This window comes from Streptomyces sp. NPDC059582 (genome assembly GCF_042735715.1).
In the GTDB taxonomy this organism is placed as follows: domain Bacteria; phylum Actinomycetota; class Actinomycetes; order Streptomycetales; family Streptomycetaceae; genus Streptomyces.
On sequence record NZ_JBHWCC010000036.1, the window covers coordinates 34529 to 58722 of the forward strand.

19 protein-coding genes are annotated in these 24194 nt (G+C 70.0%); 15 read left to right on the top strand and 4 right to left on the bottom strand.

Translation table 11 applies throughout. The annotated features are described in order from the left end of the window. Nucleotides 1-170 precede the first annotated feature (170 nt). The 6 genes from ACFV0T_RS27340 (at nt 171) to ACFV0T_RS27365 (ending at nt 9392) form a co-directional block, all read left to right on the top strand. Nucleotides 171-2087: a glycogen debranching N-terminal domain-containing protein gene (locus ACFV0T_RS27340; RefSeq protein ID WP_385784522.1), complete on the top strand. Its 1917-nt coding sequence runs from the start codon at nt 171-173 to the stop codon at nt 2085-2087. A gap of 140 nt (nt 2088-2227) precedes the next feature. After that, nucleotides 2228-2977: an NUDIX domain-containing protein gene (locus ACFV0T_RS27345; protein WP_385784381.1), complete on the top strand. Its 750-nt coding sequence runs from the start codon at nt 2228-2230 to the stop codon at nt 2975-2977. Between the two features lie 138 nt (nt 2978-3115). Further along, nucleotides 3116-5371 carry an ATP-binding cassette domain-containing protein gene (locus ACFV0T_RS27350; protein WP_385784384.1) on the top strand — a complete coding sequence of 752 codons (2256 nt, stop codon included), beginning with the start codon at nt 3116-3118 and terminating at the stop codon, nt 5369-5371. 162 nt (nt 5372-5533) lie between these two features. Further along, on the top strand, nt 5534-6421 hold the full coding sequence (locus tag ACFV0T_RS27355; RefSeq protein WP_385784387.1) for a FadR/GntR family transcriptional regulator: 888 nt from the start codon (nt 5534-5536) through the stop codon (nt 6419-6421). A gap of 426 nt (nt 6422-6847) precedes the next feature. After that, the gene (locus ACFV0T_RS27360) at nt 6848-8398 is read left to right on the top strand and encodes an RNA polymerase sigma factor (RefSeq protein WP_385784390.1); all 1551 of its coding nucleotides are present in this window, start codon (nt 6848-6850) and stop codon (nt 8396-8398) included. A 133-nt stretch (nt 8399-8531) separates the two neighbouring features. Continuing rightward, a complete protein-coding gene (locus ACFV0T_RS27365; protein ID WP_385784392.1) occupies nt 8532-9392 on the top strand; it encodes a serine protease in 861 nt (286 codons plus the stop codon). 207 nt (nt 9393-9599) lie between these two features. Here the strand turns inward: ACFV0T_RS27365 and ACFV0T_RS27370 are convergent, their stop codons facing one another. Beyond that, nucleotides 9600-9830 (bottom strand): hypothetical protein, encoded by a 231-nt coding sequence (locus tag ACFV0T_RS27370; RefSeq protein WP_385784395.1) that lies wholly within the window; start codon nt 9828-9830, stop codon nt 9600-9602. A gap of 442 nt (nt 9831-10272) precedes the next feature. Here ACFV0T_RS27370 and ACFV0T_RS27375 point away from each other — a divergent pair, with 442 nt between their 5' ends. The 6 genes from ACFV0T_RS27375 to ACFV0T_RS27400 all read left to right on the top strand — a co-directional run bounded on the left by ACFV0T_RS27375 (nt 10273) and on the right by ACFV0T_RS27400 (nt 17652). Next, nucleotides 10273-12393, top strand: a complete 2121-nt coding sequence (locus ACFV0T_RS27375; protein ID WP_385784398.1) for a type IIA DNA topoisomerase subunit B — start codon at nt 10273-10275, stop codon at nt 12391-12393. 690 nt (nt 12394-13083) lie between these two features. Next, nucleotides 13084-13608, top strand: coding sequence for a DUF1453 domain-containing protein (locus ACFV0T_RS27380; protein WP_385784401.1), 525 nt, complete (start codon nt 13084-13086; stop codon nt 13606-13608). Beyond that, nucleotides 13605-14756 (top strand): sensor histidine kinase, encoded by a 1152-nt coding sequence (locus ACFV0T_RS27385; protein ID WP_385784403.1) that lies wholly within the window; start codon nt 13605-13607, stop codon nt 14754-14756. The genes ACFV0T_RS27380 and ACFV0T_RS27385 overlap by 4 nt, the downstream gene beginning before the upstream one ends. Beyond that, nucleotides 14753-15433 carry a response regulator gene (locus tag ACFV0T_RS27390; RefSeq protein WP_385784406.1) on the top strand — a complete coding sequence of 227 codons (681 nt, stop codon included), beginning with the start codon at nt 14753-14755 and terminating at the stop codon, nt 15431-15433. The genes ACFV0T_RS27385 and ACFV0T_RS27390 overlap by 4 nt, the downstream gene beginning before the upstream one ends. Nucleotides 15434-15502: 69 nt before the next feature. Continuing rightward, nucleotides 15503-16063: a DUF485 domain-containing protein gene (locus ACFV0T_RS27395; protein WP_385784409.1), complete on the top strand. Its 561-nt coding sequence runs from the start codon at nt 15503-15505 to the stop codon at nt 16061-16063. Continuing rightward, nucleotides 16060-17652, top strand: coding sequence for a cation acetate symporter (locus ACFV0T_RS27400; RefSeq protein WP_385784411.1), 1593 nt, complete (start codon nt 16060-16062; stop codon nt 17650-17652). Before ACFV0T_RS27395 ends, ACFV0T_RS27400 begins: the two co-directional genes overlap by 4 nt. 259 nt (nt 17653-17911) lie before the next feature. Here ACFV0T_RS27400 and ACFV0T_RS27405 read toward each other — a convergent pair whose 3' ends face one another. Continuing rightward, a complete protein-coding gene (locus tag ACFV0T_RS27405; protein ID WP_385784413.1) occupies nt 17912-18604 on the bottom strand; it encodes a response regulator in 693 nt (230 codons plus the stop codon). 161 nt (nt 18605-18765) lie between these two features. Here ACFV0T_RS27405 and ACFV0T_RS27410 point away from each other — a divergent pair, with 161 nt between their 5' ends. The 3 genes from ACFV0T_RS27410 (at nt 18766) to ACFV0T_RS27420 (ending at nt 21677) form a co-directional block, all read left to right on the top strand. Then, nucleotides 18766-19581 (top strand): ABC transporter ATP-binding protein, encoded by an 816-nt coding sequence (locus ACFV0T_RS27410; RefSeq protein WP_385784415.1) that lies wholly within the window; start codon nt 18766-18768, stop codon nt 19579-19581. Further along, nucleotides 19571-20446, top strand: coding sequence for an ABC transporter permease (locus tag ACFV0T_RS27415; protein WP_385784418.1), 876 nt, complete (start codon nt 19571-19573; stop codon nt 20444-20446). The genes ACFV0T_RS27410 and ACFV0T_RS27415 overlap by 11 nt, the downstream gene beginning before the upstream one ends. Before the next feature lie 172 nt (nt 20447-20618). Then, a complete protein-coding gene (locus ACFV0T_RS27420; protein WP_385784421.1) occupies nt 20619-21677 on the top strand; it encodes an ABC transporter substrate-binding protein in 1059 nt (352 codons plus the stop codon). A gap of 53 nt (nt 21678-21730) precedes the next feature. On the opposite strand, the gene ACFV0T_RS27425 is transcribed toward ACFV0T_RS27420, so the two are convergent. Together ACFV0T_RS27425 and ACFV0T_RS27430 are read right to left on the bottom strand one after the other, a co-directional pair. Beyond that, on the bottom strand, nt 21731-22411 hold the full coding sequence (locus ACFV0T_RS27425) for a response regulator (RefSeq protein WP_385784423.1): 681 nt from the start codon (nt 22409-22411) through the stop codon (nt 21731-21733). Further along, nucleotides 22408-24102 carry an ATP-binding protein gene (locus ACFV0T_RS27430; RefSeq protein WP_385784425.1) on the bottom strand — a complete coding sequence of 565 codons (1695 nt, stop codon included), beginning with the start codon at nt 24100-24102 and terminating at the stop codon, nt 22408-22410. The genes ACFV0T_RS27425 and ACFV0T_RS27430 overlap by 4 nt, the downstream gene beginning before the upstream one ends. Nucleotides 24103-24194: the final 92 nt, after the last annotated feature.

The window sequence follows — 24194 nt, forward strand, 5'->3', positions numbered from 1 at the left end:
AAGACCGAGTTCCCGGGCTCACGAGCGCAAGCCCGTCCCCTTCGCCCGCGAGCCGCGCCAAGCCGTCCTGGTCCAGGAATCAGGCATGGTCTCCGTCTCAATCCTCGGCCCCGACTGCGCCCCCGACCCCTCGTCGTGCCGCCGACCTCCCGTCCACCCACACCGCGTTGATCTGCGTCGCCCTCCCCGGACTCGTGATCTCGACAGAGCAGGCACAGCTGACCGGCCAGGGACTGGAGGGCTACTACCGTGCGGGCCGGCGCATTCTGTCCCGCTGCCAGGTTCGCGTGGCAGGCCGCGAACCGCTCGCGGTCCAGGCACGGATGACCGCGGCTGACCAGTCGCGTTTCGTCGGGACCCTGTGTGTGTCCCCGGGCGCAGGACCGGATCCGGACGTCGTCGTCGAGCGGATCCGCCACGCGGACGGCACGGAGCGGATCACACTGCACAGCACGGCCCAGCGCCCGCTGCGTCTCCCGGTAGAGGTGGCTCTGGGTACGGACCTGGCCGACCTCGGGGCCATCGCGTCCGGCACCCCGGGGCCCGAACTGCCCGCCAGCGTCCACGACTCCGGCCTGCGATGGTCCTGCGCCTCCGGTACGTCGTCGGTCACCGCCGACCCGCCACCCGCCGACGCGCTGGCCTCCGCGGGACTGCTGCGCTGGGACATCGAACTGCCTCCGGGCGGAAGTACGACCCTCGAACTACGTATCCGACCGGACGGCGCGGGACCCGTCCGAGCCGTGGGCCGCGCGGCGACGAGCCCACTCGCCGCCGCGCGCGCGACCGGCGACCACCCGGGTGCGCAGGCACTCCTGCGCACGACCGTCGAGGACCTCCAGGCACTGCTGCTGCGCGACCCGGCGCACCCGTCCGACATGTACCTCGCGGCCGGGGTGCCCTGGCGCTGCGGCCTGGCTCCGGCCGAGGCGCTGGCCGCGGCCCGGATGGCACTGCCGCTCGGCACCCGGATCGCCGCGGGCACGCTGCGCGCCCTCGCCCGCACCCAACTCCCAGGCCCAGGGGTGCGCTCCGGAATGATCCCCGGACCGCTGCGGGACGCGGGCCCGCGTCTGCCGCCGGCCTGTTCGGCCACCGAGGCCACGCTCCTGTTCCCGGCGCTTCTCGCCGAGGCCCGCCGCTGGGGGCTGCCCGCACAGGAGGTCGAGGAACTGCTGTCGGCGGCCGAGCGCTGTCTGACCTGGCTGCGGACCACCGTGGGCGACGGCATCTACTTGTACGACCCGCAGACCGGAGCCCCCGCCCGCTGCGAGACACAGGCCCACGCCCACCGTGCGGCCGTTCTCGGCGCCGACCTGCTGGACGCCTGCGGGCGGCCCGGTGGCGACGGGCTGCGGCAGTGGGCGAGGGCACTGCGGCACGCGTTTCGGCAGGACTTCTGGGTCGAGCACCCCGACGGCGGACGTCCCGCGGTCGCGCGCGCCCCGGACGGACGCCTCGTCGCGCACCTCGGCGCGTCGGTCGTCCACCTGCTCGACACAGGTCTGCTGGGCGGTGGCGAACTGGCACCGGGGCTGCTCGACAAGGTGCGGACGGAACAACTCGCCCGGCTGCTCGGCGCCCCCGCCATGGACTCCGGCTGGGGACTGCGCGGGCTCGGCGTCAAGGAGGCGGGGTACAGCCCGTTCGGTCACCGTGGCGGCGCCGTGCGGGTCCAGGAGACGGCGATCGCCGTCGCGGGTCTGACCGCCGCGGGGTACGAGAAGGAGGCGACCTCACTGCTGCGCGGGGTGCTGGCGGCGGCCGACGCCTTCGGTCACCGCCTGCCCGAGATGTACGCGGGCGAGCAGCGCACCGACGGGGGCGCTCCCGTACCGCATCCCGCGGCCTGCCGTCCCGCCGCCACCGCGACGGCCGCCGGGGTGTTGCTGCTCACCACCCTCGTCGGGATCCGTCCCGACGCCCCGGCGGGTACGGTCACGCTGCGTCCCGTGCGCAGTGCGCCCCTCGGCGAGATCGGCTTGACGGGCCTGCGCGTCGCGGGCGCGCCCTTCTCCGTACGGGTCAGCAGGCTCGGCCTCGCCATGGTGGAGGAGGCGGCCGCCGGGCTCCAGCTGGGAGTGTGACCTCGTAGGACACCACGCCGCACGCCGCACGCACCGGGCCCTGAAGTGGCCGTGCGGTGCATTTCGAGCGGACTGGATCAGCCATCGATGCGGCCGACGAAGGGAGTGTTTATCGTCAGGCAGACGACTATGATCGCCGCATGCCCTACGACCCGTCAGCCTTTCCGCCCTTCGCCGTCACCGTGGACCTGGTCGTGCTGACCGTGCGTCGTCATGCTCTGTGCGCGCTGGCGGTGCGGAGGGGGGAATCGCCGTTCCAGGGGCGCTGGGCACTTCCCGGTGGCTTCGTACGGGCCGACGAGGATCTTTCGCAGGCCGCGGCACGTGAACTCGCCGAGGAAACCGGGCTGCGCGCCCACGACCCCGCCCAGGACAACGGCGCCCACTTGGAACAGCTCGCCACCTACGGCGACCCCAAGCGCGACCCTCGGATGCGCGTGGTCAGCGTCGCCCACCTGGCGCTCGCCCCCGATCTGCCCGCTCCCCGAGCCGGTGGTGACGCCAGCAACGCGCGTTGGGCGCCCGTGGAGGAGCTGCTGCAACAGAATGGCTACGGCCGGGACGGCGAGCCGGTCGCGCCGCTCGCCTTCGATCACGCACAGATCCTGTCCGACGGGGTGGAACGCGCCCGCTCCAAGATCGAGTACTCGTCGCTGGCCACGGCGTTCTGCCCCACCGAGTTCACCGTCGGTGAGCTGCGCCGTGTCTACGAAGCCGTGTGGGGCGTGGCGCTCGACCCGCGCAACTTCCACCGCAAGGTGACCGGCACGCCCGGCTTCCTGGTCCCGGCCGGCGGCACCACCACCCGTCAGGGCGGGCGTCCGGCCCAGCTCTTCCGCGCCGGCGGCGCCACGCTGCTCAACCCCCCGATGCTCCGCCCGGAGGTCTGAGTTCGGCTCCGGCGGGCCCGCTTCGCGCCGAGTCGGCGGCACCATGCCGGGCAGGAGAACGAGCCAACTGGTCGGCCGCTGGCACTGTGCGCCCCGCGATGCCCAACAAAACGGACATAGCACGCTATCTTGCTTCAGGTGATCCAGGCCTTCGGACTGACCAGCAACTCCCGCAAGGACCTTCCGCCCGCGGTCGACGACGTCTCCTTCGAGGCACGCGCGGGCCGCGTCACCACGCTGCTCGAAGCGGCGGGTACGGGCAGGACCGCGGCACTGAGACTGATGCTCGAACTCCAACAGGGCCGTGGCATCACCTACTTCAGAGGCCGCCCCCTGCACCGCATCCCCCACCCGTCGCGCGAGGTGGGCGTGCTGCTCGGGGACGTTCCGGGCCATCCGGCCCGTACGGTCCGCGGCCACCTGCGCATGCTGTGCGCCGCCGCGGGAGTGTCGGCACGAAGGGCTGACGAAGTCCTCGAGGTCGTCGGCCTCGTCAGCCTGCGCGACGAACGCCTCGGCACTCTCTCCCGTGGCATGGACCGCCGCCTCGGCCTCGCCTGCGCTCTGCTCGCCGACCCGCACACCCTCGTACTCGACGGCCCCACCGAAGGGCTCTCCCCCCGCGAAAGCCGGTGGCTGCACGGAATGTTGCGCGCGCACGCCACCCAGGGCGGCACGGTCCTGTTCACCACCGCCGATCCCAAGGAGGCCGCCCGTTCCGCCGACCGGATCGTCACGCTGGAGCAGGGCAGAGTCGTAGCCGACCAGGAGGCCGTGGACTTCGCCCGCACCCGGCTTCGCCCCCGTGTCGCCGTTCGCAGCCCGCATGCCGCCCGCCTCGCGGCCCTCCTCACCAAGGAGGCCCGCACAGCCCAGCGCTCCGTCGAGGTGGTCGAGGACGGCGGTAACCGCCTCTCCGTCTACGGCAGTACCTGTGCCGACGTCGGCGAGACCGCGTTCCGCCACGGCATCCTCGTACACAAACTCGCCGACGAAGTCGGTGACATGGGGGCCGGTGCGGGAGCCGAGCCGACCGACGAGGGACTCGACGAGCGGGAGTTCGAGGCCGGTGGTCGTCTGGAGGGGAAGCGCGCCGTCCCTGCCGGCAGCAGCAGTGCCACCGCCGCCGCCACAGAGGGGCAGCGCGAGCCCGGCGCGGTCGATTCCGCCGACACGCCGCGCCTCCCGGTCGACGAGCCGTCGTCCGCCGGAGCTGAGCAGCTCACCGCCGACCCGCCGGTACCGTCCGCCTTCCCGTCGCCGCGCCCCCGTGCGGCGATCGCCCCGGCCGCCCCTGTCACGGGCGACAGGTCCCACGCCATGGCCCAGGCGGAACCGCCCGTCGCACCGGTCTCCGGCGACGCGGAGGCGATGCTTGCTTCCGCCACGCCGGGTCCCACTGAGGCATCCCCGGTCTCCCCTGCCGGGCCGCATCCCGCCGGCACATCGCCGGTCCTCACCAGGACTCCCGCGGTGGACGAGGCCGATCCCGCGACGTGCCCAGTCGCTCACCCGTCGGCCGTCACACCGGACGTGCCTGTCACGGTGACCCCCCTTCGTCCCGCCGAGACCACCATGCGCGACGCCCTGTCCGCCCTCCCGCCCCCGATCGCCGTCCGACCGGCCCCCAGCCCGCTCCGCCCCCTGCGCTACGAACTCCGCCGCGCCGCCGGCATCGGCACCGGGTTCCTGACGGCCGCCGCCGTGCTCGTCACCTCGGTACTCGTTGCCGTACTCCTGGGGCGCGTCGGCCACACCCCGCAGTCGCGGCTGCTGGCGGCCTGGCCGCGGGAGCTTCCCCTGCCCCCCGCCGCGCTCGGCGCCGGACTGCTCGGTGCGCTCGCCTTCGGCGACGAGTTCCGCCACCCCGCCCTCGCGGTGGACCGCGGCACCGTGCCCCGCAGGCTCGGGCTGCTCGCCGCCAAACTGTTCGTCTCCGCCGTCACCGCGCTGATGCTGGCCATTCTCACGGTGGGCTGCGACGCCGAAGTGCTCTATGTCGTATACGGGCGGGAGCTCGCCCAGGTTCCCGCCGACTGGTTCTCGCTGTGCGTCGGTTGGATCGGGCTCGTGGTCGGCTGCGCCTGGGCCGGGGTCCTCGCCGCGGGCGTCTTCCGGTCCACCACCGGCGGGCTCGCGGTGGTGCTGGCCGTACCGGTCGTCGTCGTACCGCTCGTACAAAAGGTCTTGGAGGGACCGTCTGTGCGGAGCGCGGCCGGCCTCTCCGGTCGGCTGCGCGAGGTGTTCCTGTTGCAGTGGCCCTTCGGGGGAGAGAGATATCTGGCGGGTGCGGTCCAGGCCGTCGGTCAACCTGTCGGTGGCGCGCTGGCGTTGTCGCTCACCGCGCTGCTCTGCGCGTATCTGCTCACGACCCTGCGGAGGATGGGCCGATGACGACCGTCCGCACGCTTCGATGTACGGCCTGCGCACAACTCCCCGGAGAAAGCCCATTTCTTTCCGATAAGGCGTCAATTGCGACGGGGTGAGCGATCACCCTTTCGTGTGCTTTTCACCAAAGACCTCAAGGGAGTTGGAGACGACGCCGACAAAGGATCCGTGAGTACCCTTGCGCACACCATGATGACCGCCGCCCGCTCCGCAGACTCCGGCCTCGTCGGCCCGGGCGAACTCGACCGCTACCCCTACGCGGAGACCTCCGTCTCCGACCGCGTCGGAGCTCCCGTGTGGGAGAGCGCAGACCCGGAGCTGGGTCGTGTGGGCCGACGTGCCGCGGGCAGCCGCGGACGCGGCCTGCACGGCCAACTTGTCCAGCAACTGGGACAGATGATCGTCTCCGGCGACCTGGGCGCAGACCGCCCGCTGGTGCCGGAGGAGATCGGCCAGCGCTTTGAGGTCTCCCGGACCGTCGTCCGTGAGTCGCTCCGGGTCCTTGAGGCCAAGGGCCTGGTCAGCGCCCGCCCGAACGTGGGCACGCGCGTGCGCCCTGTCAGTGACTGGAACCTCCTCGACCCGGACATCATCGAATGGCGGGCCTTCGGACCGCAGCGTGATGACCAGCGCCGCGAGCTGAGCGAGCTGCGCTGGACGATCGAACCGCTCGCCGCCCGCCTTGCCGCCGGACACGGGCGCGAGGACATCCAGCAGCGGCTGTCCGACATGGTCGAGATCATGGGGCATGCGATGGGGCAGGGCGACGCGCTCACCTTCTCCCGGGCCGACGCGGAGTTCCATTCGCTGCTCATCCAGGTCGCCGGCAACCGCATGCTGGAGCACCTCTCCGGGATCGTGTCCGCCGCCCTCCAGGTCTCCGGCGGGCCCGTCACGGGCTGTGATCGGCCGAACGAGGCGTCCCTCGCGCACCACGGCAGGATCGCCGACGCCCTCGCCGCGGGCGACGGCGCGGCGGCCGAGACGGCCATGCGTCAGCTGCTCACCATCCACCCCGAGGTGGAGCGTGTGGTGCCCGCGCCACGCGAGCACTGACCGCGCTTCGCGGGCGGCCCGGCCGGAGATGTCTCCCACCTCCTGTGACATCGCCCGGTCGGCGTACCGTCCTCCGCCGGACCCCGCAGGAGCCTCCGGTTCCTGCGGGGTCCGGCGGTGCGACGGGACGGCGGGTTCATCGCGGCGATCCAGGTCAGCCATGGACGACCTACTCTGTTCATGTTTGACCATTTTTGAGCGCTTACGGGGTGTGACTCGGGCCACGCAGATTGGGCGTAACGCTCGTGGAAACAACGCGATGACCTAAGAGGTGACTGCCGCGGAGGGAATACGGACGCCGTTAAAGGCGCTGTGCATCTCCCCGGCCCCCGCCCGCGCCGTCGGCCCATCCCCAGGCCGGTGGTCGGCTCCTGTCCGCCATGGACGGGGCCGGAAGCCGTTTTCCAACGTTCCGAGAGGTTGTTCGTGTCGGCCAGCACATCCCGTACGCTCCCGCCGGAGATCGCCGAGTCCGTCTCTGTCATGGCGCTCATCGAGCGGGGAAAGGCTGAGGGGCAGATCGCCGGCGATGACGTGCGTCGGGCCTTCGAAGCTGACCAGATTCCGGCCACTCAGTGGAAGAACGTACTGCGCAGCCTCAACCAGATCCTCGAGGAAGAGGGTGTGACGCTGATGGTCAGTGCCGCGGAGCCCAAGCGCACCCGAAAGAGCGTCGCAGCGAAGAGTCCGGCCAAGCGCACCGCCACCAAGACGGTCGCGGCGAAGACGGTGACCACCAGGAAGGCCACCGCCTCGACGGCTGCCCCTGCGACCCCCACCGATTCCGACGTCGCCGATTCCGCCGACGAAGCCGCGACCGCCAAGAAGGCCGCTGCCAAGAAGACGACCGCCAAGAAGGCCGTGGCGAAGAAGACGACCGCCGTCGCGAAGAAGACGGTGGCCAAGAAGACCAGCGCCAAGAAGGACGACGGCGAGCCCGTCGAGGACGAGGCGCTCGAAGAGGTCAAGGGCGGCGCCGAGGAGCCCGAGGGCACCGAGAGCGCCGGCTTCGTGCTGTCCGACGACGACGAGGACGACGCGCCAGCCCAGCAGGTCGCGGCCGCCGGTGCCACCGCCGACCCGGTCAAGGACTACCTCAAGCAGATCGGTAAGGTCCCCCTGCTCAACGCCGAGCAGGAGGTCGAGCTCGCCAAGCGCATCGAGGCGGGTCTGTTCGCCGAGGACAAGCTGGCCAACGCGGACAAGCTGGCGCCGAAGCTCAAGCGCGAGCTGGAGATCATCGCCGAGGACGGCCGCCGCGCCAAGAACCACCTGCTGGAGGCCAACCTCCGTCTGGTGGTCTCCCTGGCCAAGCGCTACACCGGTCGCGGCATGCTCTTCCTGGACCTCATCCAGGAGGGCAACCTGGGTCTGATCCGCGCGGTCGAGAAGTTCGACTACACCAAGGGCTACAAGTTCTCCACGTACGCCACCTGGTGGATCCGTCAGGCGATCACCCGCGCCATGGCCGACCAGGCCCGCACCATCCGTATCCCGGTGCACATGGTCGAGGTCATCAACAAGCTCGCGCGCGTGCAGCGCCAGATGCTCCAGGACCTGGGCCGCGAGCCCACCCCGGAGGAGCTCGCCAAGGAACTCGACATGACCCCCGAGAAGGTCATCGAGGTCCAGAAGTACGGCCGCGAGCCCATCTCGCTGCACACCCCGCTGGGCGAGGACGGCGACAGCGAGTTCGGTGACCTCATCGAGGACTCCGAGGCCGTGGTCCCGGCCGACGCGGTCAGCTTCACGCTCCTGCAGGAGCAGCTGCACTCCGTCCTGGACACCCTGTCCGAGCGCGAGGCGGGCGTCGTCTCCATGCGCTTCGGCCTCACCGACGGTCAGCCGAAGACCCTCGACGAGATCGGCAAGGTGTACGGCGTCACGCGTGAGCGGATCCGTCAGATCGAGTCCAAGACGATGTCCAAGCTGCGCCACCCGTCGCGTTCCCAGGTGCTGCGCGACTACCTCGACTAGACCCTGGACGTACGACACCGAAGGCCCGGTTTCCCGCGAGGGGACCGGGTCTTCGCGCGTGTCTGAGGGTGCGCGCCGCCACGCGCTGGATCACTCTGGGTCTCTCATGAACAGCCCAGAGTGAGGATCGTGCATGCGTCGTCTTTCTTTCCGGGCCCTGGCCCGGCCGGTGGTGCTGGCGGCCGCGGTGGCTGCCATACCGTTGGTGTCCACCGCCCCCGTGGCCGCCGACAGCATCGTCGTCGGCGGATTCCCCGTCGACGTGTCCAGCAGCCCCTGGACGGTGGCGCTGTCCAGCCGTGACCGGTTCGGGGGTACGCGGGCGGGGCAGTTCTGCGGTGGGGTGGCGATCGGCCAGACAACTGTGCTCACCGCCGCCCATTGCGTGGGCGAGGAGGTTCTGGGAGCGCCACCGGACCGTGCGACCGACCTCAAGGTCATCGCGAACCGTACCGACCTGCTCTCCTCCAAGGGGCAGGAGATCGCCGTACGGGACACCTGGGTGAATCCGGGCTACGACAGTTTCAGTAACGCCGGTGACTTCGCGGTGCTGACTCTCGCGAAGCCTCTGCCCGCGGGCTCGGTCATCGGGATGGCCGCGGCGGGCGATTCCGTGTACGAGCCGGGAACGGTCGCCACGGTCTACGGGTGGGGCGACGTCACGGGAGGTGGGGACTATGTGCACAGCCTTAGGGCGGCGCACGTGCACGTGCTGCCCGACGCTCAGTGTGAGCAGGCCTATCCGGGCAGTGCCGACGGAAGGTACCTGGCCGCGACCATGCTGTGCGCCGGCGAGACCGAGGGAGGTCCCGACGCCTGCCAGGGGGACAGCGGCGGCCCGCTGGTGGCCGGGGGCAAACTGATCGGGCTCGTGTCGTGGGGGAACGGCTGTGGGCGGCCGGGGAACCCCGGCGTCTACACGCGTGTCTCCGACGTCGTACGGGTCCTGGGCCAGAGCCGCACCGCCCCGCAGGGGGCGCGCAGAGCCCTCTGACGCTCTCTGAGCGTCGGTGCGTCGAGAGCGCCCGGCCGGCTGCCCAGCGGTTCGGTCGGGCGTTCGGGCGCGCAGTGGCCCGGTCGCCTTGTTTCGGCGTGGCGCACGGAAGTCCTCGGTCACGAGTCGGGCGGCCGCTCCCGGGTTCGGGGGCGGCCGCCCGTGCACCGGCCTGTGCCGGAGCTGGCTCGTCGTGGATCCGAAGCGTCAGCGTTCGTCGTCGGGGGAGGATTCCGGAACGGAGGTCAGCCGCTCCGTCTCGTCCTGTATCTCAGCGGCGATCTTCTTGAGTTCCGGCTCGAACTTGCGGCCGTGGTGGGCGCAGAAGAGCAGTTCTCCGCCGCTCAGCAGGACGACGCGCAGGTATGCCTGGGCGCCGCAGCGGTCGCAGCGATCAGCCGCCGTCAGCGGGCTCGCGGGGGTCAGAACAGTAGTCACGTCGCCTCTTCTCTAGCTCGACGAGCTGTCGTACCAGGGTCAACATCCAACCAGCCCCAAAACGTTCCCGCTCGTGGCTTCTCCTCGAAAAAATTCTTCCGAGGCGGCAGGTTGCTGCCGGTTTGGCGGCGAATGTGCCGTATTGCGTGTCTGTCGGCTTACGGTTTCGCGCTGTCGATCATGGTCGGGTCCTCCCGGCCGGGTTGCCGGTTTGTTCATGAGGACGTGCCCGGAGCCTAAATGGTTCATGCCCCGAAGGGAACGTGATATGTACTTCACTCCAACGAGGGATCGAACAGGTATGCGACTCTGGACTAGTGTGAGTTCGGAAGTGGGTGGCGTTACAACGGCTCTACCAGGCCTCGGTACCCTCTTGACGGCGACCCAAGCCGCGCCCTTACCCAGAAGGGCCCCACTTGAAATTCAGCGAGGAGCGAACCGCGTGACCGCCGAAACGTCCGTGCCGTCCACAGCGCTGCTGGCAGGAGCTGACCGGGACGGTTCCAACTACACCGCGCGGCACCTGCTCGTCCTCGAGGGCCTCGAGGCCGTACGCAAGCGCCCGGGTATGTATATCGGCTCCACCGACAGTCGCGGTCTGATGCACTGCCTGTGGGAGATCATCGACAACTCCGTGGACGAGGCCCTCGGCGGCTACTGCGACCACATCGACGTGATCCTGCACGACGACGGCTCGGTGGAGGTACGCGACAACGGCCGGGGTATCCCGGTCGACGTCGAGCCCAAGACCGGGCTGTCCGGCGTCGAGGTCGTCATGACCAAGCTGCACGCCGGCGGCAAGTTCGGCGGTGGCTCGTACGCGGCTTCCGGTGGTCTGCACGGCGTCGGCGCCTCCGTGGTGAACGCCCTGTCGGCCCGGCTGGACGTCGAGGTGGACCGCAGCGGTCACACCCACGCGATCAGCTTCCGGCGCGGTGTTCCCGGCACCTTCGCCACCGACGGCCCCGACGCGAAGTTCGAGACGGGCGGCCTGCGCAAGACCAAGCGCATCGCCAAGACCCGCACCGGCACGCGCGTGCGCTACTGGGCGGACCGGCAGATCTTCCTCAAGGACGCCAAGCTCTCCCTGGAGCACCTCCACCAGCGTGCCCGCCAGACCGCGTTCCTGGTGCCCGGCCTGACGATCGTCGTCCGCGACGAGTACGGCCTCGGGGAGGGCGGCAGCAAGGGCGAGGAGTCCTTCCGCTTCGACGGCGGCATCAGCGAGTTCTGCGAGTATCTGGCGACCGACAAGGCCGTCTGCGACGTCCTCCGCTTCACCGGCCAGGGCACCTTCAAGGAGACGGTCCCGGTCCTGGACGACCACGGTCAGATGACCCCGACGGAGGTCACCCGGGAGCTCGGCGTCGACGTCGCGATGCGCTGGGGAACCGGCTACGACACGACACTCAAGTCGTTCGTCAACATCATCGCCACCCCCAAGGGCGGCACTCACATCGCCGGCTTCGAACAGGCCGTCGCCAAGACGATGAACGAGGTCCTGCGCACCAAGAAGCTGCTGCGCGTCGCCGAGGACGACATCGTCAAGGACGACGCCCTGGAGGGTCTGACCGCCGTCGTCACCGTCCGTCTCGCCGAGCCGCAGTTCGAGGGCCAGACCAAGGAGGTGCTCGGTACATCGGCGGCCCGCCGCATCGTGAACACCGTGATCTCCAAGGAACTCAAGGCCTTCCTGACCTCGACGAAGCGTGACGACGCTGCCCAGGCCCGCGTCGTCCTGGAGAAGGCCGTCGCCGCCGCCCGTACGCGCATCGCCGCGCGCCAGCACAAGGACGCGCAGCGCCGCAAGACGGCCCTGGAGTCCTCCTCGCTGCCCGCCAAGCTCGCCGACTGCCGCAGCGACGACGTCGACCGCAGCGAGCTGTTCATCGTCGAGGGAGACTCCGCGCTCGGCACCGCCAAGCTCGCCCGCAACTCCGAGTTCCAGGCTCTGCTGCCGATCCGAGGCAAGATCCTCAACGTCCAGAAGTCGTCCGTGACCGACATGCTCAAGAACGCCGAGTGCGGCGCGATCATCCAGGTCATAGGAGCGGGGTCCGGCCGGACCTTCGACATCGAAGCGGCCCGCTACGGCAAGATCATCATGATGACCGACGCCGATGTGGACGGTTCCCACATCCGCACCCTGCTGCTCACTCTGTTCCACCGCTACATGCGGCCCATGGTCGAGGCGGGCCGGGTGTTCGCCGCGGTGCCGCCGCTGCACCGGATCGAGCTGACCCAGCCGAAGAAGGGCCAGGACAAGTACATCTACACGTACTCGGACCGTGAGCTGCGCGACAAGCTCATGGAGCTCCAGAGCAAGGGCACCCGGTACAAGGACTCCATCCAGCGGTACAAGGGTCTGGGCGAGATGGACGCCGACCAGCTGGCCGAGACGACCATGGACCCGCGCCACCGCACCCTGCGCCGCATCAACCTCTCCGACCTGGAGGCCGCGGAGCAGGTCTTCGACCTGCTGATGGGCAACGACGTGGCGCCCCGCAAGGAGTTCATCTCGAGCTCGGCGGCGACGCTGGACCGGTCGCGCATCGACGCGTAGGCACCTTCGGACGCTGCGGCGCCCCCACGACGACGGATGCCGACACCTCCGCGTCTGGCCGGGGATCGGGCCCCGGGGGCTGGGGCTGGGGCGCGGTGTTCGGGGCTGAGGCCAGGGCATCGAAACCGAGAGGCATCGGGACCGGGGCATCGGGGCCGGGACCGGCGTCGGGCCGGTTTCGGCTGGGGCTGGCGGTCGGGTTGGGGCCGGAGTGGGATTCGGCCCGGTGATCCTGTCGCGGCCGGATGATGTCGTTGGGGCTGAGGGCTGAGGGCTGAGGGCTGAGGGCTGAGGGCTGACGGCTGGGTCGGCCGGGTGAGGTGTCGGTCCTGGGCCGGAGAGGCTGGACCGGCCTGGGCTGGGCTGGGGTGTTCGGGGTCAGGGAAGCGCGACGGCTCTGAGCCGTGGCTGCTGCCTCAGGGCGGCACCCCTCCCGCCTGCCCGGATCACATCGTCCCTGCCCGGAGCCGGATCAGGTGGTGTCCGGCTCGCGCCGGGATGGTGTGGCGCGGCCCCGCCCGTCCTTGGGCGGTGTGGAGCGTCTCCACCCAGGGGTGGAGTGCTTGGCCCATCCGGGATCCACCCATGATCCACCCCGGCTCCGATCTGTCCTCCCGCCCATTTCCGTAGCGTCGAAGGCGTCGGGGGCACTCGCTGTCGGCATCTCCTCTCCCGCTCACGGAGGCTGCGATGTCAGGGCTCGTCAACGCGTTGGTGATCGTGGCCGTGGTTGCCCCGGTGGTCGTGCGCCAGTTTCGGGCACGGCAGGTCGACGCCGACCGGCGCTGGTGGCTCGTGCCCGTGATCCTGGCCGTGGTGGCCCTGCGAGAGCCGGGCATGCTCGACACCCGGCACCACACGGCGGCGGCTCTGCTGCTCGGCGTCGAACTCCTCATCGGCCTGGCCACAGGAGCCGGTTGGGCTTGGACCACCCGCATATGGGTGGAGCCGGACGGCGCCGTGTGGAGCAAGAGCACCAAGGCGAGCGTGGCCGTGTGGATCGTAGGCATCGGCCTGCGCGTGGGTCTCGTCGCGCTCGGCTCGCTGATGGGCGTGCACCAGAACAGCTCGGCCCTGATGCTGGGCCTCGCGGCCACCCTGCTGGTCCGCTCCGGCATCCTGGTCCGGCGGGCGCAGGCCGTCGCCTCGGCCGACGCCCGAGCCGCGACGTACGGTGACGCCATGCCCCTGTCCACGAGGAAGGAACAGGTGTGACAGACAACGCCTGGACCCGTTGGCCCTCGCGGGAGGCGCTCGGGCGCAAGGAGATCGTGCAGAGCCGGCGACTGCTCGGTTGGGGCGTCAGGCTGTTGGTTCTCGGCATGCTGCTGTGGGGTGCCTTCAGCAACAGCCGAATGCACGGCTGGGGCGTGGTGGCCGCTGCGGCAGGTGTCCTGCTGGCGGCCGCGGCAGGCTGGGCCTTCTTCAGGACCACGTTCGCGCACCGGCTCCGGCCCTCCATCGCGCTGATCACCGTACTGTTCGCCCTCGCGCTCGCGGGTCAGGCGGTCGACTTCAGGGTGCCCGCCCTGGTCATCTGGTGCGGCTGCGCCGTCACCGCACTGGAGCGGCTTCCTCTGATGGCCGCCCTGCCGGTGACGTCGGTGGCCCTCGGCGCGTACGCGGTGGTCAACAACGACTCATGGTTGACCACCGCTACGACCACGGTCGGGCTCGCCCTCGCCGGCTACGTGCTGCGCCTGGACGCCGAGGCCCGGGGCAGCGCCCAGCGGCTGCTCGCCCAGGAACGGGCGGCGCGGGCGGCCGAGGCGGAATCCGCGGCGCTCGCGGAGCGGGCTCGCATCGCGCGGGAGATCCACGACGTGCTCGCCCACAGTCTCTCGGCCCAGCTTGTACACCTGGAGGCGGCCAGGTTGCTGATCGAGCGGGGGGCGGACCGGGACCGGATCCTGGAGCGGGTCGTGGCGGCACGCGGCATGGCGCGGAACGGCCTCGACGAGACCCGGCAGGCACTGTCCGCGCTGCGTGGCGAGCTGACGCCGCTGGAGGACTACCTGACAGAGCTCGTCCGCGCGGCCGACGGAGCCGAGGTCACCGTCACGGGTGAACGCCGAGCACTGCCGGCAGAGGCGTCGCAGGCCGTGCGCAGGGTCGCCCAGGAAGCCCTCACGAACGTCCGCAAGCATGCCCTGGGCGCCAAGGTCGAGGTTCGGCTCGATTACAGCGCGCACCAAGTGACCTTGGACGTGAGGGACTCGGGCGGATCGCCGGGTGAACTCTCCGGCGCGGGGGGCGGGTACGGTCTGCTGGGCATGCGGGAGCGCGCCGAACTGCTGGGCGGCTCGCTCCGGGCGGAGCGGGACGAAGAGGGGTTCGTGGTGACGTTGAGGGTGCCGACATGACGCAGGAGGCAGCGAAGCCCGCGCGGGTCGTGGTCGTGGACGATCAGACCGTGGTCCGGGAGGGCATCGTGATGCTGCTGGGGCTGTTGCCCGGGATCGAGGTCGTCGGTGCCGCCGGGGACGGGGACGAAGCGGTGAAACTGGTGGCGGAACTCGCTCCGGACGTGGTGCTGATGGACCTGCGTATGCCGCGTTGCGACGGGGTGGAGGCGACCCGGCGCATCAGGTCGCAGTACCCCGGGACGCAGGTGGTGGTGCTCACGACCTTCGCGGACGACGACTCGCTGTTTCCGGCGTTGAGGGCGGGGGCGCGCGGCTACCTCACCAAGGACGCCGGAGGTGACGAGATCGTGCGGGCCGTGCACAGCGTGCTGTCCGGGGAAGCGGGGCTGGCGCCGAGCATCCAACGGCGGCTGCTGGAGCGGTTGTCGGAACCCGAACCGGTTCCGGCGGCGCCCACCGAGGCGCCCGACGGACTCACCGCGCGCGAGATCGACGTGCTGGCGCTGATCGCCGAGGGGCTCAGCAACCAGGAGATCGCCCGCAGGCTGCATGTCTCCACCGCGACCGTGAAGACTCACATCAACAACCTGTTCGCCAAGACCGGACTCAAAGACCGTGCCCAGGCCGTGCGTTACGCGTATGCGAAGGGAGTGGCACGGCCACCAGCAGGTTGAGTCACCTGATGGGGTGAAGAGCAGGGGGAAGAATAGTCGGGGATCTTCCCTATCTGTCCATGCTTGGGCATGCAGTCAAGCAACGGGCACCCACGCGGAGGCGAGGGCGGTCCAGAGAGTCCGGACGAGAACCACGAACGGCTCGCCTCGTCCCCTGCCACAGCGCCGGAAGTCCAGCCGTACGACGACCCTTGGTACGACGCACTCGCCTCGGGCTGGGGTGAGGCAGCCGGCACGTCGCCGCCAGTGGTTCCCGTTCCGCAGGCCCGCCGGGAGCAGGACGGCCGGGCGGTGGCCATGGCCGAGGTCTACCTCGAGGTGCAGCGGAGCGTGGCCTTCCAGGAGGTACGCAGCCGGTACCGGAGGTTCGTGGTGCCGGCGGTCGCCGTCTTCTTCACCTGGTACGTGGCGTACGTGGTGACCGCGACGACCGCGCCGGGGTTCATGGCGCGGCCCGTGGCAGGGGCCGTGAACGTGGCGATGCTCGCCGGGCTCGGCCAGTTCCTCAGCACGTTCCTGCTCACCTGGGCCTATGCCCGGCACGCGCGGCTGCGCAGGGACCGGGCCGCGCTCGAACTGCGCTGGGACACTCAGGAACTGACCCGTGGAGTCCGAGGCGGTATGTCGTGACGGGTAATCACCAGACCCTGGCGTTGTTGCTGTTCAGCGCCTTCATCGCCGTGACCCTGGGGATCACGACATGGGTGAGCCGCAACCGGCACGGTTCGGCGGAGGAGTTCTATGCGGGCGGCAGGCTCTTCTCACCCCTAGAGAATGGTTTTGCCATTGCGGGTGACTACATGTCGGCCGCTTCCTTCCTCGGCATCTCCGGCCTCATCGCGCTGTTCGGCTATGACGGGCTGCTCTACTCCGTGGGCTTCCTCGTGGCCTGGCTGGTCGTACTGTTCCTCGTCGCGGAACTGGTGCGTAACTGCGGTCGGTTCACTCTCGCCGACGTGGTCGCGGCACGCATGAGGGAGCGCCCGGTGAGGATCGCGGCGGGAACTTCCTCGGTCACCGTGTCCGTTCTCTATCTGGTGGCGCAGATGGTGGGCGCGGGCAGCCTGGTCGCGCTGCTCCTCGGGCGGACGAGCGAGGCGGCACAGGCCTGGACCGTCATCGGCGTCGGCGCGCTCATGGTGATCTATGTGTCGTTGGGAGGGATGCGGGCCACCACCTGGATCCAGATCGTCAAGGCGGTCATGCTGCTCGGGGGCACCATCGTGCTGACCGTCCTCGTCCTGATGCGTTTCCACGGAGACTTCGACCAGCTGCTGCTCACCGCCGCGGCGCGCAGCGGTCACGGGGACGCGTTCCTGGCGCCGGGACTGAAGTACGGCGGGGACTGGACCGCGCGGTTCGACTTCATCAGCCTGGGCCTTGCTCTCGTCCTCGGCACGGCCGGCCTGCCGCACATCCTGTCCCGCTTCTACACCGTGCCCACGGCGCGGGCCGCACGACGCTCGGTCGTGTGGTCGATCGGACTCATCGGCGGCTTCTACCTGATGACGATCGTCCTCGGGTTCGGGGCGGCGGCGATCGTGGGTCCGGACACGGTGCGCGCGTCGAACGCGGCCGGCAATACGGCGGTTCCCCTGCTGGCGCTCGACCTGGGCGGTGGCGCGGAGTCGACAGGGGGCACGGTCCTGTTCGCGATCGTGGCCGCGGTCGCCTTCGCCACGATCCTCGCGGTGGTCGCCGGGATCACGCTCGCCTCCTCGGCGTCCGTGGCACACGACCTGTACGCGTCGCTGCGGCGTCGACGAGCGGAGCCGTACAGCGAGGTGGCCGTGGCGCGGACCGCCGCGGTGGGCATCGGGGCGCTCGCGATCGGGCTCGGCCTGCTGGCCCGTGACCTCAACGTCGCGTTCCTCGTGGGGCTGGCGTTCGCTGTCGCCGCGTCCGCGAATCTGCCGGTGCTGCTCTACTCGCTGTTCTGGCGCGGCTTCACCACGCGAGGGGCGGTGTGGTCGGTGTACGGCGGCCTGGTTCCGGCGCTGTTGCTGGTCGTGCTGTCCCCGGTGGTCTCGGGCAGTCCGCAGTCGCTGTTCCCGGGTGTCGACTTCCAGTACTTCCCCCTGGAGAACCCCGGGCTCGTCTCGATCCCGCTGGGCTTCGTCGCGGGCTGGCTCGGCACGGTCACCTCCGCCGAACTGCCCGACGAGGCCAAACACGCGGAGACCGAGGTGCGTTCGCTGACGGGGGCGGGGGCGGTGTAGCCGCACCGAGGTCGCGCCCTACCGTCGTATGGCCGCCTCACGGGGTGGTCGTACGCCGCCTCACTCTCGTACGCCTGCTCACAGTCGTACGCCTCTGCTCACAGTCGTGCGCCTGTTCACAGTCGTACGCCTCTGCTCACAGTCGTGCGCCTGTTCACAGCGTATGGCTGTTGAGGTCGTTCGGCCGCCTCACCGTCGTACCTGCTGTGCCCGTCGTCGTAGGGCCGTCGCGGTCGTCATGGGGCGGCTGCGGCTACGGCTACGGTGCCACCCAGGCATAGCGGTGTTCCGGGCGGCCGGTGTCGCCGTATCTGAGGGTCAGGCTCAGACGGCCGGCCTGTTCCAGGTGGCGGAGGTAGCGCTGGGCGGTGGAGCGGCTCAGGCCGGTCTCGGCGGCGACCTCGTGGGCGGACAGCGGTTGGCTCGCGCGGTGCAGCACGGCACAGATCAGGTCCGTGGTGGGCTCCGAGTGGCCGCTCGGCAGCCCCGGCGCCGTCGTCGCCGGGGCGGTGCGCAGGGCGCCGAAGATCCGGTCGACCTGTTCCTGTCCGGTGATGCCGCGACCGCCCACGCGGTCGACGGTGCGGCGCAGAGCGGCGTAGGAGTCCAGGCGCGTGCGCAGCGCGGCGAAGGTGAACGGTTTCACCAGGTAGTGCAGGGCGCCGAGGCGCATCGCGGCCTGCACGGTCGTCACATCGCCCGCCGCTGTGATCATGATGACGTCGGTGCCGTGCCCCTGCTCCCGCATGCGGTGGACGAGTTGCAGACCCGTCCGGTCGGGGAGGTAGTGGTCGAGCAGGACGAGGTCGATGGCACCGCGCTCGACAGCGGTCAAGGCCTGGGCAGCACTGTGCGCGCGGGCGGCTACCCGGAATCCGGGAACCTTGCCCACGTACTTGGCGTTGATCTCGGCGACACGGAAGTCGTCGTCAACCACCAGGACGTCAATCATTGGCCCTCTCTTCCTCAAGGCCAGGTGGGCGTCAAGCCCGTGTTTCGGCTCCGCTTTTGTAGCGCGAGCAAAACGAGCACAACAGGCTCCTGCGAGCAAAAGAACGGCTAGCGCTCAGAAGACTGCTGCTGTGGCACGGACCACACCTACGGTCCTCGGTCATGAGCGCAACCACCAGCCCCGCCATCGAGCTACGGGGCGCGAGCAAGACATTCAAAACCCCGTCGGGGGGTCTGCACACGGCTGTCAGGGGACTGGATCTCACGGTTGGACGCGGCGAGTTCGTGGCGGTCGTCGGGCCCACGGGCTGCGGCAAGTCCACCACGCTGACCCTGGTCAGCGGCCTGGAGGAGCCCACCGAGGGTGAAGTCCTGGTCTCCGGCGAGCCGGTTCGCGGCGTGGGCGGCAAGGTCGGCTTCGTCTTCCAGCAGGACGCCACCTTCCCCTGGCGTACCGTCCTGTCCAACGTGATGGCCGGCCCGCGCTTCCGGGGCGTGCCCAAGGCGGAGGCCAGGCAGAAGGCACGCGAATGGCTGGCCCGGGTGGGCTTGACCGCCTTCGAGGACCGCTACCCGCACCAGCTCTCCGGCGGTCAGCGCAAGCGCGTGGCCCTCGCCGCGACCTTCGTCAACGATCCCGAGATCCTGCTGATGGACGAGCCGTTCTCGGCGCTCGATGTGCAGACCAGGGCCCTGATGTCGGACGAGCTGCTGGAACTGTGGGAGGGGACGGGCGCCTCGGTCGTCTTCGTCACCCACGACCTGGAGGAGTCCATCGCCCTGGCCGACAAGGTCGTCGTCATGACGGCCGGGCCCGCCACCGTCAAGCAGGTCTTCGACATCGACCTGCCGCGGCCGCGCAAGGTGGAATCGGTGCGCCTGGAACCGCGGTTCATCGAGATCTACCGCGAGATCTGGCAGTCGCTGGGCGAAGAGGTCCGCATCACCCGCGAGAGGGGCACCGCCCATGTCGCCTGACGTCCTGCCCGAGACCGCCGCCGCCCTGGCCGTCGCGGAGCCTCAGAAACAGGGGCGTGCGCAGTCGCGGGCACGCGCCGCGCGCAGACGCAAGATCGTCGTCGCGGCCTCCCGTGCTCTGCTGCTGATCGCCGTCCTCGGGCTGTGGGAGTTCCTCGCCCGCACCAAGGCGATCGATCCGTTCAATTTCTCGATGCCCTCCAAGATCTGGGACCAGATCTACACCTGGGTGACCCATGGGACCGCGCTCGGATCCCTGGGCGAACAGATCTGGTACACGCTCTACGAGGCGCTCCTGGGCTGGGTGTTCGGAGTGGCCGGCGGTGTCGTGTGCGGTATCGCTCTCGGCAGGATCACCTTCCTCGCCGATGTTCTTGGTCCATACATCAAGGTGCTCAACTCCATACCGAGGATCGTTCTCGCTCCGATCTTCGTGATCTGGTTCGGGCTCGGCCCCGCCTCCAAGGTCGCCTCGGCTGTCGTCCTGGTCTTCTTCCCCGTGTTCTTCAATGCCTTCCAGGGTGCCCGTGAAGTCGACCGCAACCTGGTGGCCAACGCGAGGATCCTCGGCGCGAGCGACCGCCGGGTGACCCTTCAGGTGGTCATCCCGTCCGCCACCTCATGGATCTTCACCAGCCTGCACGTCAGTTTCGGCTTCGCCCTCATCGGTGCCATCGTCGGCGAGTACATCGGCGCGACCAAGGGCATCGGCCTGCTCGTCGCCCAGTCCCAGGGCACTTTCAACGCGGCCGGTGTGTACGCCGCGATGGTCATCCTCGCCGTCGTCGCGCTTGTCGCCGAGGGACTGCTGACCTTCGCCGAACGCCGCATCTTCCGGTGGAAGCCCTCGGACTCCGGCGACTGAGGCCCACCCCAGAGCACCACGGCTCAGCACCACGGGCGAGCCCCACGGCCACGCCGTACCTGCCGCCTTCCTCTGTCGCCTTCTCCCGCCTCCTCTTCCCCCCTCGCCTTCCTTGTCTTGCCTTCCTGTCTCGACTTCTCCGCACCGCCCTCTCACAAGGACGTGAACCGCCATGCGCAAGACCGCCAGATACGCCGCCCTGGCAGCCACCGGTCTGCTCGCTCTCTCCTCCCTGACCGGCTGTGCCGACGACGCGGCCACCGCGTCGTCCGGCTCCGGCAGCAAGGGCGACGGAAAGGGCGAGCAGGTCAAGATCATGGTCGGTGGCCTCGACAAGGTCATCTACCTGCCGGCGATGCTCACCCAGCGACTCGGCTACTTCGACGCCGAGGGACTCGACGTGGAGCTGCTGAGCGAGCCCGCCGGCGTCCAGGCCGAGACCGCGCTGGTCTCCGGCCAGGTCCAGGGCGCGGTCGGCTTCTACGACCACACCCTCGACCTCCAGGTGAAGGGCAAGGCTGTGGAGTCCGTCGTGCAGTTCTCGCACGCGCCCGGTGAGGTGGAGGTGGTCTCCACCAAGGCAGGCGGCGACATCAGCTCGCCCAAGGACTTCAAGGGAAAGAAGCTCGGTGTCACCGGCCTCGGTTCGTCCACCGACTTCCTCACCAAGTATCTCGCGGTCAAGAACGGTGTGAAGGTCAGCGAGTTCACGCCGGTCGCCGTGGGTGCCGGCCCCACCTTCATCGCGGCGCTCCAGCAGGGTGCCATCGACGGCGGTATGACGACCGACCCGACCGTCGCCACGATCCTGGACAAGAAGGCGGGCGAGATCCTCCTCGACATGCGGACGCCCGAGGGCTCTCAGAAGGCTCTCGGCGGCCCGTACCCGTCGTCAAGTCTGTACATGCAGACGGACTGGGTGAACGGCCACAAGGCCACAGTCCAGAGGTTGGTCAATGCATTCGTCAAGACGCTCAAGTGGATGTCCACCCACAGTGCCTCCGAGATCGCCGACAAGATGCCCGCCGACTACTCCCAGGGCGACAAGGTGCTGTACGCGGACGCCATCGACAGCACACTGCCGATGTTCACCAAGGACGGCGTGATGCCCGCAAACGGACCCGAGACCGTCGAGAAGGTGCTCAAGGCGTTCAATCCCAACATCCAGAACGCGGACGTCGACCTGAGCAAGACGTACACGACCGAGTTCGTCGAGAAGGCCGCGGGCTGACATACGTACAGAGGGAGGGCACGGCCCCTTCCCCCGCCCCCACGGGCCGTGCCTCAGGCGCGGGTCGCCCACACGTAACGGTGTTCCGGGCGGCCCGCGTCGCCGTACTTGAGAGTCAACGTGGCCCGGCCCGTGCGCTCCAGGAGCTTCAGATAGCGCTGGGCGGTCTGCCGGCTCACTCCGGTCCGGTCGGCGACCTCCTGCGCGGACAGCGGGCCTTCGGCGGTCACCAGGGACCGGCGTACGAGTTCCGCGGTGTTCGGCGAGTGCCCTTTGGGCAGTCCGGGTTCCGAATGTGCCGACAGCGCTCCGAACATGCGGTCCACATCGGCCTGTTCGGCCTCGCCGCCACCGTCGAGGGTGCGGCGCAGCTCCGCGTACGCCTCCAGTTTGGCGCGCAGGCCCGCGAAGGCGAACGGCTTGACCAGGTACTGAAGCGCTCCCTGCCGCATCGCCGCTTGCACCGTCGAGACGTCCCGGGCCGCCGTCACCATGATCACGTCGGTCTGGTGGCCGCGCCGACGCATCTCCTGGACGACCTCCAGCCCCGTCTCGTCGGGCAGATAGTGGTCCAGCAGGACCAGGTCGAGCCGGGGCAGCTCCTCCATCCGACACAGCGCCTGCGCCGCGTCGTGCGCCTCGCCGGCGACGTGGAAACCCGGCACCTTCTCGACGTAGGCGGCGTTGACCCGGGCCACTCTGGCGTCGTCGTCCACGACCAGGACCTCGATCACCGAGCCTCCTCCTCGACCGCGGTCCGCGCGGGCGCCTCACCGATGGGGGCGGGCCCGGTGGTGAAGGCGGGTTCCGGATCCGGCTCGGCCAGCGCCTCGGGCAGGACGACGGTGAACTCGGCGCCCCCGCCGTCCGCCTCGCCCACGGCCGCACTGCCGCCCTGCCGTTCGGCGAGCCTGCGCACCAGGGAGAGCCCGATTCCGCGCTTCCCGTGCGCCGGCGGCTTCTTCGTGGACCACCCCTCGGTGAAGACCAGTTCCCGTTGCTCCGCCGGGATTCCGGGACCGGTGTCCCAGACCCGGAGGACGGCGGTGCGGCCCTCGGCGCGCAGTTCGACCTCCACGCGCGCGTGCGGTGTGCCCGCGACGGCGTCCAGCGCGTTGTCCACCAGGTTGCCGACGACCGTGACCAGCCCCCGGGGATCGACCAGGCGGTCCGGGAGCCGGGTGCGGTCCGAGACCCACAGGGCGACGCCGCGCTCGGCCGCGACGGTCGCCTTGCCGACCAGCAGGGCCGCGAGCAGCGGGTCCTGGATCTTCTCGGTGACCTGCTCCGCGGTGACGCGGTGATCGCCGACGACCTCGCCGACGAACTCCACGGCGTCGTCGAACATCTCCAGCTCAAGCAGCCCGAGCAGCGTGTGCATCCGGTTGGCGTGCTCGTGGTCCTGGGCGCGCAGCGCGTCGATCAGGCCGCGCGTGGAGTCGAGTTCCCGGCCGAGCTGTTCGAGCTCGGTGCGGTCGCGCAGGGTGGCCACGGCACCGTCGTCGTCGGTGGGCATCCGGTTGGCGACCAGGACACGCTGACCGCGAACGGTGAGCAGATCGGTGCCGGTCACCCGGCCGGCCAGGACGTCCGCCGTACGTCCCGCGCCGAACGCCTCGTCGGGAGACCGGCCGACGATCTCCTCGCCGATGTCCAGCAGGCGTTGGGCCTCGTCGTTCAGAAGGCGTATGCGGCCGGTGCGGTCCAGGGCGACGACGCCCTCCCGTATGCCGTGCAGCATCGCCTCGCGTTCCGCGAGCAGTGCGGAGATGTCGGAGAAGGCGAGGTCGCGGGTCTGGCGCTGGACCCGGCGGGAGATCAGCCAGGCGGCCAGCGCGCCGACGGAGAGGGCGCCGCCGGCGTAAGCGAACAGCCCCGGGATGGTGTGGACGAGCCGGGCTCGCACGCTGTCGTACTCGATGCCGACCGACACCGCCCCGATGATCCTGCCGTCGGCATCGCGCAGAGGCACCTTGCCACGTGCCGAGCGCCCCAGGGTGCCGCTGTCGATCTCCATGACGTCCTTGCCCGCCAGGGCCTGGCTGGGGTCGGTCGAGACGACACGGCCGACCTGCGCGGGATCCCGGTGCGACCAGCGCACGTGCTGCGTGTTCATGACCACGACGTACTCGGCCTCACTGGCCTTCCGGATCCGCTCCGCCGCCCGCTGGACCGGCCCGTCGACCGACGGAGGCGTGTTCTGGAGATCCGTCGCGATCTGCGGCTGGGCGGCGGTGGTCTGCGCGATCGCGAGCGCGCGGCGCATCGCCTGGTCGTCGAGCTGGTGACTGAGCGGTGCGAGGAACAGCCCGGTCGCGAGCACCACGACTCCCGCGGCGATCGCCACCTGCATGAGCAGGACCTGCGAGAACATGCGCCTGGGCATGCCCAGGCGCAGGCGACGTGCGGGGGGAGTGGGGCTCATGCCCACGACGGTACGTGGGCACGCGGTGCTTGCGGCAGGGGGAGTGGCGTGGATCTCTTGACCAACCCTTGGGGCGCGGGGAGGGCGTGGCG

What these genes read in the sequence shown, in the direction of transcription:
- ACFV0T_RS27345 (WP_385784381.1), top strand. Translation starts at nt 2,228, where the DNA reads ATGCCCTACGACCCGTCAGCCTTTCCGCCCTTCGCCGTCACCGTGGAC.
- ACFV0T_RS27380 (WP_385784401.1), top strand. Translation starts at nt 13,084, where the DNA reads ATGTCAGGGCTCGTCAACGCGTTGGTGATCGTGGCCGTGGTTGCCCCG.
- ACFV0T_RS27430 (WP_385784425.1), bottom strand. Translation starts at nt 24,102, where the DNA reads ATGAGCCCCACTCCCCCCGCACGTCGCCTGCGCCTGGGCATGCCCAGG.
- ACFV0T_RS27390 (WP_385784406.1), top strand. Translation starts at nt 14,753, where the DNA reads ATGACGCAGGAGGCAGCGAAGCCCGCGCGGGTCGTGGTCGTGGACGAT.
- ACFV0T_RS27415 (WP_385784418.1), top strand. Translation starts at nt 19,571, where the DNA reads ATGTCGCCTGACGTCCTGCCCGAGACCGCCGCCGCCCTGGCCGTCGCG.
- ACFV0T_RS27395 (WP_385784409.1), top strand. Translation starts at nt 15,503, where the DNA reads ATGCAGTCAAGCAACGGGCACCCACGCGGAGGCGAGGGCGGTCCAGAG.
- ACFV0T_RS27365 (WP_385784392.1), top strand. Translation starts at nt 8,532, where the DNA reads ATGCGTCGTCTTTCTTTCCGGGCCCTGGCCCGGCCGGTGGTGCTGGCG.
- ACFV0T_RS27410 (WP_385784415.1), top strand. Translation starts at nt 18,766, where the DNA reads ATGAGCGCAACCACCAGCCCCGCCATCGAGCTACGGGGCGCGAGCAAG.
- ACFV0T_RS27420 (WP_385784421.1), top strand. Translation starts at nt 20,619, where the DNA reads ATGCGCAAGACCGCCAGATACGCCGCCCTGGCAGCCACCGGTCTGCTC.
- ACFV0T_RS27405 (WP_385784413.1), bottom strand. Translation starts at nt 18,604, where the DNA reads ATGATTGACGTCCTGGTGGTTGACGACGACTTCCGTGTCGCCGAGATC.